The sequence below is a fragment of the Kineococcus aridisoli genome (assembly GCF_050871885.1).
In the GTDB taxonomy this organism is placed as follows: domain Bacteria; phylum Actinomycetota; class Actinomycetes; order Actinomycetales; family Kineococcaceae; genus Kineococcus.
Window position 1 is genome coordinate 16,252 of record NZ_JBJLSF010000055.1, and the last position, 14,874, is coordinate 31,125.

Consider the following 14,874-nt stretch of genomic DNA (forward strand, 5'->3'; position numbering starts at 1 on the left):
CCGAGGCGGGCACTAGCGTCGGGCGGGTGAGCGATCACGCCGCCGCCGCCCGCCCTCCGCGCCCCGCACGCCTGGCCTTCACCGGGGGCGGCTTCCGGGCGGGTCTGCACCTGGACCTCGTGCACCGGCTGCCGGAGCTGTTCGAGGTGACCGGGGTGCTGGTCCGCAGCGAGGAGACCGCTGCGGCGGTGGCCCGGCGCGGGCTGCCGGTCCACCGCGACGTGCCCGCGCTGCTGCGCACGGCGCCGGACCTGGTCGTGGTGTCGCTGCCGGCCGCGGCAGCTCCCGCGCTGACGCTGGAACTGCTGGAGCGGGGTGCGGCCGTGCTGGTGGAGACGCCTCCGGCCGCCGACCTGGCCGCGCTGCGCGCGCTGTGGGAGGCGGTGGGCCCGTCCGGGCGCGTGCAGGTCGCCGAGCAGTACCTGCTCTCCCCGCACAACGCCGCCCGCGCCGAGGTGGTCCGCCGCGGGCTGCTGGGGGTCCCGACCTCCGTGCAGATCTCCTCCACGCAGCTGTACCACGCCACCTCGATGATCCGCGGACTGCTCGGCGTGGGCGCCCGACCGGCCCGCGTGCTCGCGAGCGCCACGAGCGCACCGCTGGCGGACCCGATCTCCCGCGCCGGCTGGACCGGCAGCGCGCGACCGCGTCCGCAGGTGACGACGGTGGCGACCTTCGACTTCGGCGACGGGCGCAGCGCGCTGTACGACTTCACCGAGACGCAGACCCGCAACCCGCTGCGCACGCGGCGGATGATCGTGCGCGGCAGCACCGGCGAGCTCGTCGACGACCGGCTGGTCCGGCTGGCGGACCCGGTGACGGTGCTGACCTCCTCCATCGAGCGCCGCCAGACCGGGCACCACCAGGACGTGCAGGGGGCCGACCTCGACCAGCTCTCCTTCGAGGGTCGGGTGCTCTTCCGCAACCCGTTCCCGGGCGCCCGGCTCTCCGACGAGGAGATCGCCGTCGCCACGCTGCTGCAGCGCTGCGCGAGGTGGGCGCGCGACGAGGGGCCGGGACCGTACCCGCTGGCCGAGGCGGCCCAGGACCAGCTCCTGGCGCTCGCCATCGGGGCGTCGCTGGACGCGGAGCGCGCCGTGCTCACCTCCACCGAGGCGTGGGCGACCCAGCTGGAACCCTGACCGGGACCGACGCCGGCGGCGGTGGAGCCGCAGGAGCGCCGTCCCGCACCTCGAGCTGCAGGACTCCCTCCAGCTGGCGATCCGGACCCTGCTGCTGGGGGCCGTGCCGCGCGACTGACCCCGGGAACCGCTCCGACGCGCCCTGCCGCCGGGCCGGGGACCGCGGGAACGCGCGGTGGTCGCGCACCCGGGCACCGATGACTTCGGCGGCGCCGGCGGGTCGGAGGTGCGTCGGCCCGGATCCGCCGGGCGGCAGCCAGGCGGTGGCCGGGCGGTCCCGGTCGCCCGCCCCGTTCCCAGGAGGTCCCCGTGGCACCCCGTCTCAGCCCCTACGTCAGCCTGCCCGGCACCGCCCGCGAAGCGCTGGAGTTCTACCGCTCGGTGCTCGGCGGGCAGGTGAGCACCACCACCTTCGGCGAGTTCGGCGGCGCCGCCCAGGGCGCCGACCCCGACGGCGTCATGCACGGCCAGCTCGACACCCCCTCCGGGTTCACGCTCATGGTCTCCGACGCGATGGCCGGGACGTCCTCGGCCACCGGCGGGAACGTGGCCCTGTGCCTGTTCGGCGACGACCTCGAGCAGCTGCGCGGCTTCTTCACCGGCCTCGCCGAGGGCGGGGAGGTGACGACCCCCTTGCAGGCGCAGGTGTGGGGCGATCAGTACGGCGCCCTCACCGACCGGTTCGGGGTCGACTGGATGGTCAACGCCTCAGCGCCCGCCTGAGCGGGGTCGAGCGGGCGGCCGCGGTGGTCCGGTCTGCGGTGGTCCGGCCTACGGTGGTGGCCGTGAGCGAGCCCGCGCACCTGGCGCAGACCCAGCACGCCTACGACACCGTCGCCCGCTCCTTCGCCGCGCTCCTGCCCGGCCTGGAGGCCGAGACGGCGCTGGACGTCGCCGTCCTCGGCGACTTCGCCCGCCGCTGCCGCACCGCGGACCTCGGACCGGTGGCCGACGTGGGGTGCGGGGCCGGACGCGTCAGCGCCCACCTGGCGGCCGCCGGGCTGGACGTCACCGGCTACGACCTCTCCCCCGGCATGGTGCGGGTCGCCCGCGAGGACCACCCCGGGCTGCGCTTCGAGGTCGCCGCCCTGCACGCCCTGCCCGTCGCGGACGCAGCTCTCGGTGACCTGCTCGCCTGGTACAGCCTCATCCACACCCCGCCCGCCGAGCTGGCGGGCGCGGCGGACGAGTTCGCGCGGGTCAGCGCCCCCGGCGCCTTCCTGCTCACCGCCTTCCAGGCCGGGGGCGGTGAGCGCGTCGAACGCTCCCACGGGTACGGCCACGAAGTGGGTTTCACCGACCACCGCCACGACCCCGAGCACCTGGCCGAGGCCCTGACCGGAGCCGGGTTCGAGGTGCTGGTGCGCCTGCACCGGGCGGCCGAGGGCCGGGAGCGGACGCCGCAGCACCTGCTCCTGGCGTCGCGGAGGCCTCGATGACCTCCGGGCCACGACACCGCCCGAGCGCGCCCGCGGGCGCTCGGGCGGGGAGTGCGCCGTGACGGCGGGCCGAGGGGCGGACGAGCGCGACCCGTCTCACCGCTCCGACCTGCGAGCCCGGATCGCCGCGCTGATCGGGCAGGCCGGGTACGGTCCCGACGACGCGGTCGTGGCCGGCGTGCAGGTGGGCGACGCACCGGCCACCTGCGTGGCCCGCGGGCGGACCGCGGAGGGGATCCCCGTGGCGGCCGGCACGGTGGTCCACACCGCGTCGCTGTCCAAGCAGGTCACCTCCGCCTGCGTCGCGCTGCTGGTGCGGCAGGGGCGTCTGGACGTCGCAGCCGACCTGGCCCGCTGGATGCCGGAGCTGCCGACGTGGGCCGGCGGGATCAGGGTCCGGCACCTGGTCCACCACACCAGCGGCCTCCCGGACGTCCTCGACTTCCACGAGCTCGAGCGCCGCGGACGCGACCGCACCACCGGTGACGTCCTCCGCTCGCTCCTCGAGGTCGACCACCTCGACAGTGCGCCGGGGACCACCTTCCGCTACTGCAACGCCGGCTACGTCTGCCTGGCCCGCGTCGTCGAGCGCGCCGGCGGACGAGCGCTCGCCGACTTCGCCGACGAGCAGGTGTTCAGACCGCTGAGGATGCTCGACAGCCGGTTCTGGTCCGGTCCCGGTCGTCACCCGCCCGGCGCCGCGCCGACCGACCCGCGGTCCCCGGCGGCCCTGTCCACGGGCGACGGCGGGCTCTGGTCCACGGCGGCGGACCTGCTGCGCTGGAACGAGGCCCTCCTCGGTGACGAGCTGGGGATCAGCGACCTCCTGCACGAGCCCGGTCGCCTGGAGGACGGCACCCCGCTCGACTACGCCTGGGGAACCGGTGTCCGCACCCGCGGTGGCCACCTCGTGCACCGCCACGGCGGCCTGTGGGCCGGGGTGAGCGCTCAGCTCCTCCGCAGCCCTGGGACCCGTCGCAGTGCCGTCGTCCTGGCGCTGGACCACGACGAGGACCGCACCACCGCCCTGGCCGACGCCCTGCTCGACCAGCACGTGCTCCGCGCCTGACCGCGGCGGCGGGTGCCCGCGGCGCACGCTGCCCACGCGGGCGCACGGAACCCGGAGGGACGGCTCGGACGGCGATCGCGCAGGAGCAGCGCTCGCAGGAGCGCTCACGAGCGCCACCGGGTCGAGCACGTGCGGTGGCGGCGAGGATCCGGCTGGCGGCCGGCGGCAGCCGTGCGCTGTGATGCACCGGTGAGCGCTCCCGCCCGGTTCAAGGACCTCTGCCTCGATGCACGCGACCACCAGGCCGTGGCGGACTGGTGGTGCCGGGCGATCGGCTACCGCCGACACGTCGGGGAGGGCGGTCCCCGCCCGGTGTCCGACCCGGTGCCGATCGTCGACCCCACCGGCGCGGGACCGCTGCTGTGGGTGGTGCCCGTCCCCGAGGAGAAGGTGGTCAAGAACCGCATGCACCTCGACGTCGTGGGCGACGTCGAGGCGCTCCTCGCGCTGGGGGCGGTCCTGGTGCAGCGCCGCGGTGACGACCGGGACTGGGACGTGCTGGCGGACCCGGAGGGCAACGAGTTCTGCGTCTTCGCGCCCTGAGCGCCGAGCGCCACGGACGCCGACGCGGCCTCTCCATCGGTGGCCGCCGCGTGACGGGCCGGCCGGAGGTTCCCGCGGTCCTCGACGTCGCGGCGGGGGTGGTGGGAGCGATGCTGGCCGAGGGGGCCGGCTGCCACACGGCCCCCAGCGACCGGTGTGCGCTGAGCGTCGTGGAAGTGCTGCGGGAGAGGGGTCTGGCAGTTCCGGGCGACCTGTCGGTCACCGGGCGCGACGGCACCGGGGACCTGGCCGTCTGATCGGGCGGACCGCAGGCCATGCTCACGCAGCGCGGCGCCGACCGCGCAGCCAGGCGATCTCGCGCAGCAGCAGCTCGCGGCGCGAGGGGCTGTCGTAGGAGCGCACGTCGTGGCCGAGCCCGTCGTAGAGCACCCGGCCCGGGCCGCCGGCGGTCCACACCACCGGGTGCTGCACGCCCTCGTGCTCGCAGGTCAGCAGCACCCGCGAACCCGCCCGCACCTGCAGCCCGCAGTACCGCTCGTCGAAGGCCTCCACCGGCCCCAGCCCGGCGGTCACCGGGTGCTCCGACCCCTCGACGGGGGTGAAGAGCGCCGGGCCGATGGGCGGGTGCATCGAGCGGCCCTCCAGCCACCGGCCCCCGACCAGGTCGAACCAGCCGGGCGCGTCCGCGAACGTGTTCGCGGCCTGGTGCAGGGCCAGCAGCGGCACGCCGCCGTCGGTGACCAGGCCCGCCAGCCGTGCGTGGAAGGGCGCCCACGCCTCGTCGCCGCCGTCCCAGTCCGCGTCCCGGCGCCCGCTGCCGGCGACGACGACGAGCAGGTCCGGCTCTCCCACCCCCTCGAGCACCGCCGCGGCCGTCCCGCGCACCTGCACCCGCAGACCGGTGCTGCTCAGCGCCGCGGCCACCCGCTGACCGGTGGCCGCGTCGTCGTGCCAGCGGTCCTGGTAGCGGCCACGGCCCACCAGCACCAGCGCCCACCCGCTCACCGCCACACCTCCTGCCGACTCCACCGACTCCACCCCCTGCGCACGCAGCCGCCGCCGCAGCGGGGCGCGGGGCCGGTGCTACCGGAGCCGGGCGCGCAGCTCGTCGTCACCGGGCTCGACCAGGTGGGAACCGTCCGGCCAGACGATGGTCGGGATGCGCCGCTCACCGTGCTGCAACCGGCGCACCAGCTCGGCGGCGGCGGCGTCGGCCTCGACGTCCACGTAGCGGTGGGCCACGCCCTCAGCCTCCAGCAACGCCCGGCTGCGCCGCACGTCCGGGCACCAGTCGGCGCCGTACACCACCAGCTCGGCCGGGGTCGGGTCACCACCTGCCGTGCGCGTGCCGTCGACGGGTTCCACAGCGACTCCTCAGTGCTCGACCAGCAGTGCTCGACCAGCAGTGCTCGACCGGTGGTGCTCGGCCGGTGGCGACCCACGTCACCACAGGTCCCCAGTGTCCCCGGGCACCAGCGCTCACGTCGGCCGGGTGCAGCATCGGCCAGGTGCGCGGCCGCCGCGAGCCGGGGGCCCTCGGGTGACGGGCAGCTGCCCGGGCGACCGGTGCCCCGCGGCTCCCGGCCCACGTCGCCCGCCGCCCGCTCGGGAGCCCACGAGGTGACACGCCGCGACCGGATCCAGCAGGATGGGAGCACGAACGTCGCCGCGACCCGGAGGACAACCGCATGGAGATCGCCGCCGACACGCTGCAGAAGGCCCTGCGCATCAACCTCGACCCCCGCTGGTACGGGACGATCGCCGAGATCGGTGCGGGTCAGGAGGTGGCGCGCTGGTTCTTCCGCGCCGGCGGTGCCGCCGGCACCGTGGCGAAGTCGATGTCGGCCTACGACATGGCCGTCAGCGACGCCGTGTACGGCAAGTCCGACCGGTACGTCTCCCTGGGGCGCCTGCAGGCGATGCTGCAGCACGAACTGTCCCTGAACGTCGAGCGCCTGAGCGAGGCGCGCGGCGACGACACCTGCTTCTTCGCCTTCGCCGACACCGTCGTGGCCCGCAGCTACCGCGGCGGCAACGAGTGCCACGGGTGGATGGGCGTGCGCTTCCAGGCCCACCCCAACGACGAGCCCAGCCAGATCGTGCTGCACGTGCGGATGCTCGACGACGACGCGAGCCTGCAGCAGGAGGCCCTGGGCATCGTCGGGGTCAACCTGCTGCACGCGGCGTTCTTCGAGCGCCACGAACCGGACCAGGTCGTGGCCAGCCTGCTGGACCGGCTGTCCACCGGGCGCATCGAGATCGACCTCATCCAGTTCCGCGGCATCGAGTTCCGCCACGTCGACAACCGGGTGATGGCGCTGCAGCTGGTGCAGCTGGGCCTGTCGGGCGTGGCGATGTTCGGCCCCGACGGGGAGGTACTGCAACCCTCCGAGGCGCTGCGCAAGCACGCCGTCCTCGTCGAGCGCGGCAGCTTCCGCCCGCCGACGGTCGTCAACATCGACATGCTGGAGTCGGCCCGGGAGAAGTTCACCCAGGGCGACGCCGAGGGGGTCCCGGTCCTGGCCCTGACCGAACTGACGATGCGCAACCTGCGCGCGGCCGGCGACAAGGTCGACCGCCGTGACTTCCTGGCCCGCGCGGACCTGCTCGGGGCGTGCGGCATGACGACGATCATCACGGACTACTACGAGTACAACCGCCTCGCCGACTACCTCCAGCGGCGCACCAAGGAGCGCATCGGCATCGTCATGGGCGTCCCGAGCCTGCTGAACCTCTTCGACGAGGAGAACCACACCCACATGCAGGGCGGGATCCTGGAGAGCTTCGGCAGGCTGTTCAAGAACGACCTGAAGCTGTTCGTCTACCCCATGCAGGACCAGCAGACCGGCGCCACGGTCACCGTGGAGGACCTGCAGGTCGCCCCCGACCTGCAGCCGCTGTTCGACTACCTCGCCCGCCGCGGCAGCTTCGTGCACCTGGACAACTACCGGCCCGAGTACCTGCCGATCCTGAGCCGCGACGTGCTGCGCCGCATCGCGGCCGGTGACGACAGCTGGGAGTCGATGGTGCCCGAGGAGGTCGCCTCGACGATCGTCAAGCGGGGCTTCTTCGGGTACAAGCGGCGGGGCGACTGAGCGGCACCCCGTCCACCCCCGAGCCCGGGAGCGGTCCGGGACTTCCGGGCACCCGGGCGTTCGGGCACACTGCGGCCGTGGGGCGTCACGAGTTCGGCGCGGCGGTGCGTCAGTTGCGAGAGAGCGCAGATCCCGCAGCGGCCGGGCTCCCACCGGGTGGACGACGCGTGCGCGGGCTGCGGCGCGAGGAGCTCGGCGAGCTGGCGGGATGTCCGCGGACTACGTGCGCCGCCTGGAGCAGGGCCGCGCCCACCCCTCCGCCGGTGTGGTCAACGCCATCGCCCGGGCGCGCGGCGGCTGCTGGAGCGGTTCAGCGACACCCCGATGATCGTCTCCGACGCGGCGATGAACGTCGTCGCCGTCAACAGCGCCTTCCTGGCCCTTGAGCACTGGAACCTCACCGGGGAGCGTTGGCAGTGGAACGTGGCCTGGCGCATCTTCTGCGACCCGTTCGAGGCCTTCAAGCAGTCCGAGGCCGACGCGGACGACAACGAGGCGGTCCTGGTGACCCGGCTGAAGGGCTCGCTGCTGCGCTACCCCGCCGACACCTCCCTGGCCGCGATGGTCGACGACATGCGCAGCCGCAGCCGCCGCTTCGACGCCCTGTGGCGCGCGCCGCGGCCGGTGACGGCCTACGAGAGCAGCGCGAGCATCACCCAGTCCGACGGCGACTCGGTCACGCTGGTGGGCAACCTCATCGCCATCCCCGGTGACGACCTGGCGGCCGTGGTGCTGACCGCGGCGCCGGGCTCGGCCGATCAGGCCCGGCTGGCGGAGCTGGTGGGCGCGAGCGAGGGGCGGGCCGTCGTCGAGGTTGGCCGGGGGGAAGGCCGGGAGGTGGGCCAGGCCGGCCCAGGCTGAGCGCGCCGTGACCTGCGACGTTGAGCGCGTCACCAGGACCGCGGACCGGATCCGCGGAGCACCTCAGGGGACCTCACAGGAGCAGGTGCAGCGATGAAGGCAGTGCGTTTCCACCAGACCGGCGGACCCGAGGTCCTGCAGCACGAGGAGGTCGAGCAGCCCGTCCCCGGCCCCGGGGAGGTCCTGGTGCGCGTGGCGGCCTCGGCGTTCAACGCCGCCGACGACGGCATGCGCGCCGGGTTCCTGCCCATCCCCGTCGTGCTGCCCCACGTCCCCGGCTACGACGTCTCCGGCACCGTCGACGCCCTCGGCGAGGGCGCCGAGGGCAGCGGCCTGCGGGTCGGCGACGCGGTCATCGCCTTCCTGCCCATGGAACGCGACGGCGGCGCGGCGCAGTACGTCGTGGCCCCCGCCCAGGCGCTGGTCGCGGCGCCCGCGAGCGTCCCGCTGCCCGACGCGGCCGCCCTGCCGTCGGTGGCGCTGACCGCCTGGCAGGCCCTGTTCGACGAGGGTGGGCTGCGGGCGGGTCAGCGCCTGCTGATCGTGGGAGCCGGCGGTGTCGTCGGCAAGTACGCGATCGCGCTGGCCGAGCGCGCGGGCGTGCACGTCGTGGCCACCGCCAGCCCCCGCAGCATCGAGGCCGTGCGCGCCGCCGGGGCCGACGAGGTCGTCGAGCACACCACCACCGACCTGCTGGAGGCCGTGCACGAGCCGGTGGACGTGCTGCTCAACCTCGCCCCCCTGGACCCCGAGCGGTTCACCGAGCTGGTGGCGCTGGTCCGCGACGGCGGCGCGGTGGTCAGCACCACCGCCTTCATCCCCACCCCCGGCGACGAGGTGCGCGGCGTGCACGCGGCGACCGTCTTCGTGAAGCCGAACCGCGAGCGCCTGGCCGAACTGGTGTCCCTGGTGGACTCCGGCGCCCTGACCCTGGAGGTGACCCGCCGCATCGCGCTGGCCGAACTGCCGGCGCTGCACGCCGAAGCCGCCGCCGGCCGCATCCCCGGCAAGGTCGTCGTCCTGCCCGAGTGAGACCCGCACCAGCCCGGCGCGGAAGCCGGTGACGGTCCGGGACCCGGTACCGGTTAGCCTGGCCGGCGTCGCCCCCTGCGCCCGGGACGGCGGCGTCGACCGGCGTCGTCCGCCCCCTGACGAACTCGGTGCCCATGTCCCACCCAAACCCTGCCGCCACCCGGCGCGGGCGGTGGGTGGTGCTCCTCGGCATCGTCCTCGTCGCCCTGAACCTGCGCATCGCCATCGCCGCGGTCTCCCCGATCCTGGACGTCGTCCGCCGGGACGTCGCCTTCGACGACACCCTCGCCGGCCTCCTCGGCGCGGCGCCGCTGGTCTCCTTCGCCGTGTTCGGCTCCCTGGCACCGGTGGTGGCGCGCCGGCTGGGGCTGGAACCCACGCTCGTCGCAGCGCTCCTGCTGTCCGCGACGGGCGAGGTGGTCCGGTCCACGACGGGCACACCGGCGGCCTTCATCGCCTGGTCCGTCGTCGCCCTGGGCGGCATGGGGATCGGCAACGTCCTGCTCCCACCGCTGGTCAAGCGCTACTTCCCCGACCGCATCGGGCCGGTCACGGCCGCGTACTCGATGACCATGGCGTTCAGCACGACCGCACCCCCGCTGCTGGCCGTGCCGCTGGCCCGGCAGCTCGGGTGGCGGACCTCCGTGGGCGTGTGGTCCGTCCTGGCCGTCGTCGCCGTCGTCCCCTGGTGCGTCGTCATCGCGCGGAGGGCGGCGACGGGCCACGGGCGGCGCGACGTCGACGGCCTGCCGCCGGGCGCCTCCGGGCCCGCGGACCAGCGGGTGCGGAGCGGGACCGGTCGCGTCTGGCGCAGCCCGCTCGCCTGGGGGCTGGCGGTGACCTTCGGGATGAACTCGCTCAACACGTACGCGCTGTTCGCCTGGCTGCCGCAGATCCTCACCGACGCCGGGCTCGAGGCGGAGGCCGGGGGGCGGTGGGTGGCGCTGCTGGCGATCCTCGGGCTGCCGATGTCCTTCGCCGGGCCGCTGCTGGCCGCACGCCTGCGCGACCCGTGGCCGCTCGTCGCCGCGCTCGCGGGGTGCTACGTCTGCGGCTACCTCGGGCTCGCGCTCTCCCCGGCGACCGGGACCGCGGTGTGGATCGTCCTGCTCGGCCTGGCGCAGGGCGTCTTCCCCGTCGTGCTGGCCCTCATCAACCTGCGCACGCGCACGGCGGAGGGCGCGACGGCGCTGTCCGGCTTCGTCCAGGGAGCGGGGTACACCGCGGCGGCCCCCGGGCCGGTGCTGGTCGGGGTGGTCCACGAGGTCACCGGCAGCTGGACCCCCGCGCTGGCCGTGCTGCTGGTCACGGTCGGCGTGCTGGCCGTGGTGTCCCTCGTCGCCTGCAGACCGGCGGTGCTGGAGGACACCTGGGGTGCACGGCCCCGAGGTTGAGGGCCGCACCACCCGCCCGAGCGGCGCCTCGTCCCACCGGGCCCTGCCCCGGCGCCCCCCGCGACGATGGACAGAGCCTCCCGCACCTGCGAGCGTGAGCCACCCGGGACGCGGCGAGCCCGCGCACCAGCAGCCGCACCGGGGCAAGATGGGTCGGGACGGACCCGCAGGCGAGCCAGCGAGACGGGCGCAGGAAGGGGGCAGCAGCCGTGAGCGCACGCTTCACCACCCGCCGAGCAGCAGGCGTCGCCGCCACCTCCTACGCCACCCTCGCCCTCGTCCCCTGGGCCGTCGACTGGGCCACCGCCGGCACCCGCAGCCCCCGAGCGGGCCTCCTCATCGCCGCCGCACCCCTCGCCCTGCTCTTCGGCGCCCTCGCCGGCTACGCCGCCGCCCCCCTCGGCACGGCCCGACGACGCCCCGGGCCACGCCCGACCGGCGCCACGGGCGTGGTGGCCACCACCCCGCCCCCGGCGCCCCCCGCGACGTCCACGGCTGCGGCGGCGACGACGGCCGCGACCCCGCACACCCGCGCAGGACCCCGCCTCGTCCTGCTCACCCCGGCACCGGCCCCACCACGACCGGCCGCGGACCGACCCGCGAGACCCCTGCACCCCACCCCCAGCCCCGTCACCGGCCCAGTCGCCGACCCGGCACTCCCCCCGGCGCCCCGCACCAGCACCCGCCGCACGCCCTGACAACGCCACGGCGCCACCCGCGCCCCGCCGCAGCCGTGCACCCGTGAGCGTGCGAGCCGGCCCCCACCCCGACGCGGTCACCAGCGGCACGAGCGTCGCCCAGCAGCGCACCACGCCGCACCAGCCGGCGCCACGACGAGCCACCAGGCCCTCCCCACGAGCCGGCCGACCGCGAACCCCGCGAACCCCGCGAGCCCCGACGGCTCCGCTCCCAGCGCACACCCCTCCTGGAGGACCCGCGATGTCCCACCAACCCCCCCGCGCCTCCGCGAGCGCCGAGCACGCCGGCGTCGGGGCGCCCGGGCCGACGTCCAAGCAGAGCCTCCAGCAGACCCTGACCGTGCTCATGCACGGCCGGGAGGAAGCCCACCCCACCAGCACCGCCCACACCCGCCGGGCCAACGCGCAGCGCGCCGCCTACGCCGCCCAGGCCCTGCACCACCACGCGCAGGCCAGCGCGAGGGCCGGCGCGAGCGCCGACGGAGGGGGCGACGCCAGGGACAACATCGAGGAAGCCCTCATCGAGCTCCTCACCGACCTGCACCACCTCTGCGACACCTGCGACCTCGAGCTCGCCACCCTCCTGCAGGCGGCCGCCCTCATCCACGCCAACGAGACGGGGGCCCGCTGACGGCACCGGCCACGCCCGCGCGGGCCGACGACCTCGGACCCGCGGCGTCCGCGTCCGGGCCTCACGGTCCGGTGCGCCCCGCCGTCCCGTCCGGCCGGACCAACGCCCTCCGACCCGCGCTCGGAGCACCGGTCATCCACATGAGCATCTCGTCGACCGGGCCGATGACCTGGCGCAGCACCCGCTCGGTCTCGCCCGCGACGCCGTGCAGAGCGGTGATCCGGCCCACGACCCGCCCCTCGTGGACCAGGTCTGCGGGCGGGTCGTACTCGTGGCGCACCGCCCGCATCCCGGACGCCGGGCAACCGGCGGGCGCGAGGACACCGCTGAGCATCACCTCCCGCACCGAGCGCTCCCCGTCGCGCGTGCGCACGAACAGCCGGTCGACGGCGATCCGCAGCGGCTCCTCGGAGACCCCGGGAGCACCTGAGGACGGCGCGTGGTCGAAGTCGACGCTGGTGATGTCCGGAACCCGCTGGGTGACCTCGAGGACGATGCGGCGCACCCGGCCCCGCCAGTCCTCCGCGGGCCGCCGCAACTCCATGACGTAGGCCCCGTGCCCCTCGGCGACCGCCCGGGCGCCGCTCTGGTGACCGGTGACCGTCACCATCACACCGGTGCCGTGCACACCGGCCTCGGCCAGGTCCGCGAGCACGCCCACCCACGCGAAGGCGTCCCGCTGCTCCAGCGGAGTCCTGTGCCGGCGGCACTCGAAGAAGACCCGGCGCTCCACCCCGTCGACCTCGAAGGTCCACACCACGTCGATCTGGTGGTGGGCCAGACGTCCCTCCAGCTGGACGTCCCGCTCGATGCCGACGGTCCGCACGTCGCGTGGAGCCGCCAGCGCCCCCACGAGGTCGCGGACCAGCTCCTCGTGCTCCCGAGGCGTCAACCGGTCACCCACCACGAACACCCGCCTCCCCGCGCTGGTTCCCCTCCCTCACGGTAGTCGACCACCCTGCGTCGCGGCTCCTCCGGCGCTCCCGTCGAGAGGTGCGCTGCGACACCCTCCGCCGAGTTCGACGACGCCTGCGCCGTCGACCCGTGCGGAACCTCCCGGATGCGGACGACCCGCAGGGAAACGCCGAGCAGTTCACGCAGCACCGAGCGCTCCTCGGGAGGTCGGCGCGGACGGCGCCGTCGGTCCACCGCGGCGGCCAGGCCGACCAGGTTTCCCGCCGTGTCGCGGAAGTGGGCGACGACCAGTCCCGACGGCGCCCGCACGGGTCCCGCCACCCGCTGCCCGCCCGAGGTTTCGGCCTGTTCCAGAACTGCGGTGACGTCGAGCACCTCCACGTGGAACACCGCGCGCGGCGCGATCCGCTCGTGGCGCCGGCGCTCAGGTCCCGCCGGAGGCGAAGACGTGCAGGCCGAGCTCGGCGCTGAGCTCCTCGCTGGCGATGCGGCCGCGCACGCTGGTTCCCTGCTCGTCCAGCGGTGGGCTGACCACGGCGGCACCCAGGACGTCCGGCGCCGAGAGCACGATCCCGCCCGACACGCTCGACTTCGCCGGGACGCCCACGCTGCGCATCCACCGGCCGGAACCGTCGTAGACCCCGCAGGTGGCCATGACCGAAACGACGTCGCGCGCCACCTGCGGGGGCACGATGCGCCGCCCGGAGACGGGGTTGCGCCCGCCGCACGCCAGCGTCGCACCCATGACGGCCAGCGCCCGCGCATCGACCAGCACCGCGCAGGCACGCGCGTAGACCGCGACGGCGTCGTCGGCACCGACGCTCAAGGTGCCCTCGGCGCGCATGAGGTGCGCCAGGGCGTGGTTGCGGTCACCCAGCAGGTGCTCGCTCTGGGCGACGTCCTCGTCGACCTCGAGGTCCTGGGCCGCGAACGCGGACAACCCCTCCACGATGCGTTCCTGACGGCCGGCGACGTCCCCTCCCTCCACCAGCGAGGCCGTCAGCAGCGCACCGGCGTTGACCATGGGGTTCGGCGGCCGCCCGGTGCCGGTCTCGAGCTTGATCGCGTCGAAGGACTCCCCCGTCGGTTCGATGCCGATGCGATCCAGCGCCTGACCGCCGGTGTCGAGCAGCGCCAGCGCGAAGAGGAACGGCTTGACGGCCGACTGCACGCTGAAGGCCGCGTCCGCCTGCGCGCTGGTCCGCACGGTGCCGTCGGGCAGCACGAGCGCCAGAGCGCACAGCTCGGCATCGGCCCGGGCGAGCTGCGGGATGCTGTCGTCCACCGCACCTCCCCGCTCGCCCAGCACGCGCTCGCGCAGGTCGTCGAGGTCGTAGGAGCGGGGATCGGCACGGGTTCCGGCGGAACGGCTCATGCGCACATCCTGCCCGCTCCACGGGACCGAGGCGCCGGAGCGCCGGCGGACGCGCGAACGCCCCCGGACGTTCCCGTCCAGGGGCGTTCGTGCAGATCTCAGAGAGGCCCGGGGTGCTGCGGCGCTCAGCGCCGCGGCGCCCCGCCGCTCACAGTCCGATCTTGCCGGCCAGACCGCCGAGGCCGCCCTTGTCGTCGCCACCGCCACCGCCGCCGGTGAACTTCGCGATGAGCTCACCCGGATCGACGCCGAACCGGCCGAGCAGGTCGGCGTGCTGGTCGGTGTCGACCTGGCCCGGCAGTTGCGCATCGGCTTCCTGCGCCTTGCCGTCGTCGTTGAACTTCTCCCGGATGAGCTGGAGGATCATCTCCTTGGGGATCTGCACGGTGCTGTTCCTCCTTCGATCGGACGTCGCTGACGGTCCCACCCTGCCCCGCTCGGCAACGGCACGCACGCCGGGACCCGGCCGCGGCGGCGCGGGTCCTGCAGCAGCGCGCGGTACCGCTGCCCGGGTGTCCAGCGGTTCACCGGAACTCCTCGGGGAGGGTGGAGCTCAGGAGCGACCGGGGTGCAGGTCGCTCCTGCTCGCGCAGGTGCGCCGGTGTCAGCGGCGGTCGCGGTCGCGCCCGGTGGTGTTCACGGTGTTGTCGGCGTCGAGGTCGATGACCTCTTCGCGCAGCGTCTCGTCCACGGTCTCCTGACCCTGGACCGTCTGGGTG

17 protein-coding genes and 1 pseudogene are annotated in these 14,874 nt (G+C 75.1%); 12 read left to right on the top strand and 6 right to left on the bottom strand.

The features are described from left to right. Positions 1–26: 26 nt before the first annotated feature. From ACRYM2_RS15080 to ACRYM2_RS15105, 6 genes are all read left to right on the top strand, one after another. Positions 27–1,142, top strand: a complete 1,116-nt coding sequence (locus ACRYM2_RS15080; RefSeq protein WP_432523220.1) for a Gfo/Idh/MocA family oxidoreductase — start codon at positions 27–29, stop codon at positions 1,140–1,142. 309 nt (positions 1,143–1,451) lie between these two features. After that, the gene (locus ACRYM2_RS15085; RefSeq protein ID WP_432523221.1) at positions 1,452–1,865 is read left to right on the top strand and encodes a VOC family protein; all 414 of its coding nucleotides are present in this window, start codon (positions 1,452–1,454) and stop codon (positions 1,863–1,865) included. Positions 1,866–1,927: 62 nt separating this feature from the next. Further along, on the top strand, positions 1,928–2,581 hold the full coding sequence (locus ACRYM2_RS15090; RefSeq protein ID WP_432523222.1) for a class I SAM-dependent methyltransferase: 654 nt from the start codon (positions 1,928–1,930) through the stop codon (positions 2,579–2,581). A 58-nt stretch (positions 2,582–2,639) separates the two neighbouring features. Next, the gene (locus ACRYM2_RS15095; RefSeq protein WP_432523223.1) at positions 2,640–3,650 is read left to right on the top strand and encodes a serine hydrolase domain-containing protein; all 1,011 of its coding nucleotides are present in this window, start codon (positions 2,640–2,642) and stop codon (positions 3,648–3,650) included. Positions 3,651–3,839: 189 nt separating this feature from the next. Next, positions 3,840–4,193 (top strand): VOC family protein, encoded by a 354-nt coding sequence (locus ACRYM2_RS15100; protein WP_432523224.1) that lies wholly within the window; start codon positions 3,840–3,842, stop codon positions 4,191–4,193. A gap of 50 nt (positions 4,194–4,243) precedes the next feature. Beyond that, the gene (locus ACRYM2_RS15105) at positions 4,244–4,450 is read left to right on the top strand and encodes a hypothetical protein (RefSeq protein ID WP_432523225.1); all 207 of its coding nucleotides are present in this window, start codon (positions 4,244–4,246) and stop codon (positions 4,448–4,450) included. A gap of 22 nt (positions 4,451–4,472) precedes the next feature. On the opposite strand, the gene ACRYM2_RS15110 is transcribed toward ACRYM2_RS15105, so the two are convergent. Then, the gene (locus ACRYM2_RS15110; protein WP_432523226.1) at positions 4,473–5,159 is read right to left on the bottom strand and encodes a ThuA domain-containing protein; all 687 of its coding nucleotides are present in this window, start codon (positions 5,157–5,159) and stop codon (positions 4,473–4,475) included. A 78-nt stretch (positions 5,160–5,237) separates the two neighbouring features. Further along, positions 5,238–5,519 (bottom strand): glutaredoxin family protein, encoded by a 282-nt coding sequence (locus ACRYM2_RS15115; protein ID WP_432523227.1) that lies wholly within the window; start codon positions 5,517–5,519, stop codon positions 5,238–5,240. A 323-nt stretch (positions 5,520–5,842) separates the two neighbouring features. Between ACRYM2_RS15115 and ACRYM2_RS15120 the strand changes: the two genes are divergently transcribed. From ACRYM2_RS15120 to ACRYM2_RS15145, 6 genes and pseudogenes are all read left to right on the top strand, one after another. Beyond that, positions 5,843–7,249 carry a TonB-dependent receptor gene (locus tag ACRYM2_RS15120; protein WP_432523228.1) on the top strand — a complete coding sequence of 469 codons (1,407 nt, stop codon included), beginning with the start codon at positions 5,843–5,845 and terminating at the stop codon, positions 7,247–7,249. Positions 7,250–7,326: 77 nt separating this feature from the next. Further along, positions 7,327–8,110: pseudogene (locus ACRYM2_RS15125) on the top strand (MmyB family transcriptional regulator). Between the two features lie 93 nt (positions 8,111–8,203). Continuing rightward, positions 8,204–9,142: an NADP-dependent oxidoreductase gene (locus ACRYM2_RS15130; protein WP_432523229.1), complete on the top strand. Its 939-nt coding sequence runs from the start codon at positions 8,204–8,206 to the stop codon at positions 9,140–9,142. Positions 9,143–9,321: 179 nt separating this feature from the next. Next, complete coding sequence (locus ACRYM2_RS15135) at positions 9,322–10,536, top strand: CynX/NimT family MFS transporter (RefSeq protein WP_432523230.1); 1,215 nt, start codon at positions 9,322–9,324, stop codon at positions 10,534–10,536. Between the two features lie 209 nt (positions 10,537–10,745). Continuing rightward, positions 10,746–11,234 carry a hypothetical protein gene (locus ACRYM2_RS15140; protein ID WP_432523231.1) on the top strand — a complete coding sequence of 163 codons (489 nt, stop codon included), beginning with the start codon at positions 10,746–10,748 and terminating at the stop codon, positions 11,232–11,234. A gap of 241 nt (positions 11,235–11,475) precedes the next feature. Then, a complete protein-coding gene (locus ACRYM2_RS15145; protein WP_432523232.1) occupies positions 11,476–11,865 on the top strand; it encodes a hypothetical protein in 390 nt (129 codons plus the stop codon). Between the two features lie 61 nt (positions 11,866–11,926). Here the strand turns inward: ACRYM2_RS15145 and ACRYM2_RS15150 are convergent, their stop codons facing one another. From ACRYM2_RS15150 to ACRYM2_RS15165, 4 genes are all read right to left on the bottom strand, one after another. Then, a complete protein-coding gene (locus ACRYM2_RS15150; RefSeq protein WP_432523233.1) occupies positions 11,927–12,757 on the bottom strand; it encodes a hypothetical protein in 831 nt (276 codons plus the stop codon). Continuing rightward, on the bottom strand, positions 12,754–13,161 hold the full coding sequence (locus tag ACRYM2_RS15155) for a VOC family protein (RefSeq protein WP_432523234.1): 408 nt from the start codon (positions 13,159–13,161) through the stop codon (positions 12,754–12,756). The genes ACRYM2_RS15150 and ACRYM2_RS15155 overlap by 4 nt, the downstream gene beginning before the upstream one ends. Before the next feature lie 43 nt (positions 13,162–13,204). Then, positions 13,205–14,155 carry a glutaminase A gene (gene glsA, locus ACRYM2_RS15160; protein WP_432523235.1) on the bottom strand — a complete coding sequence of 317 codons (951 nt, stop codon included), beginning with the start codon at positions 14,153–14,155 and terminating at the stop codon, positions 13,205–13,207. Between the two features lie 148 nt (positions 14,156–14,303). Continuing rightward, positions 14,304–14,540, bottom strand: a complete 237-nt coding sequence (locus ACRYM2_RS15165; RefSeq protein ID WP_432523236.1) for a hypothetical protein — start codon at positions 14,538–14,540, stop codon at positions 14,304–14,306. Positions 14,541–14,874 lie beyond the last annotated feature (334 nt).

Coding starts and splice junctions, on each gene's coding strand:
- ACRYM2_RS15120 (WP_432523228.1), top strand. CDS start 5,843: ATGGAGATCGCCGCCGACACGCTGCAGAAGGCCCTGCGCATCAACCTC.
- ACRYM2_RS15130 (WP_432523229.1), top strand. CDS start 8,204: ATGAAGGCAGTGCGTTTCCACCAGACCGGCGGACCCGAGGTCCTGCAG.
- ACRYM2_RS15145 (WP_432523232.1), top strand. CDS start 11,476: ATGTCCCACCAACCCCCCCGCGCCTCCGCGAGCGCCGAGCACGCCGGC.
- glsA (WP_432523235.1), bottom strand. CDS start 14,155: ATGAGCCGTTCCGCCGGAACCCGTGCCGATCCCCGCTCCTACGACCTC.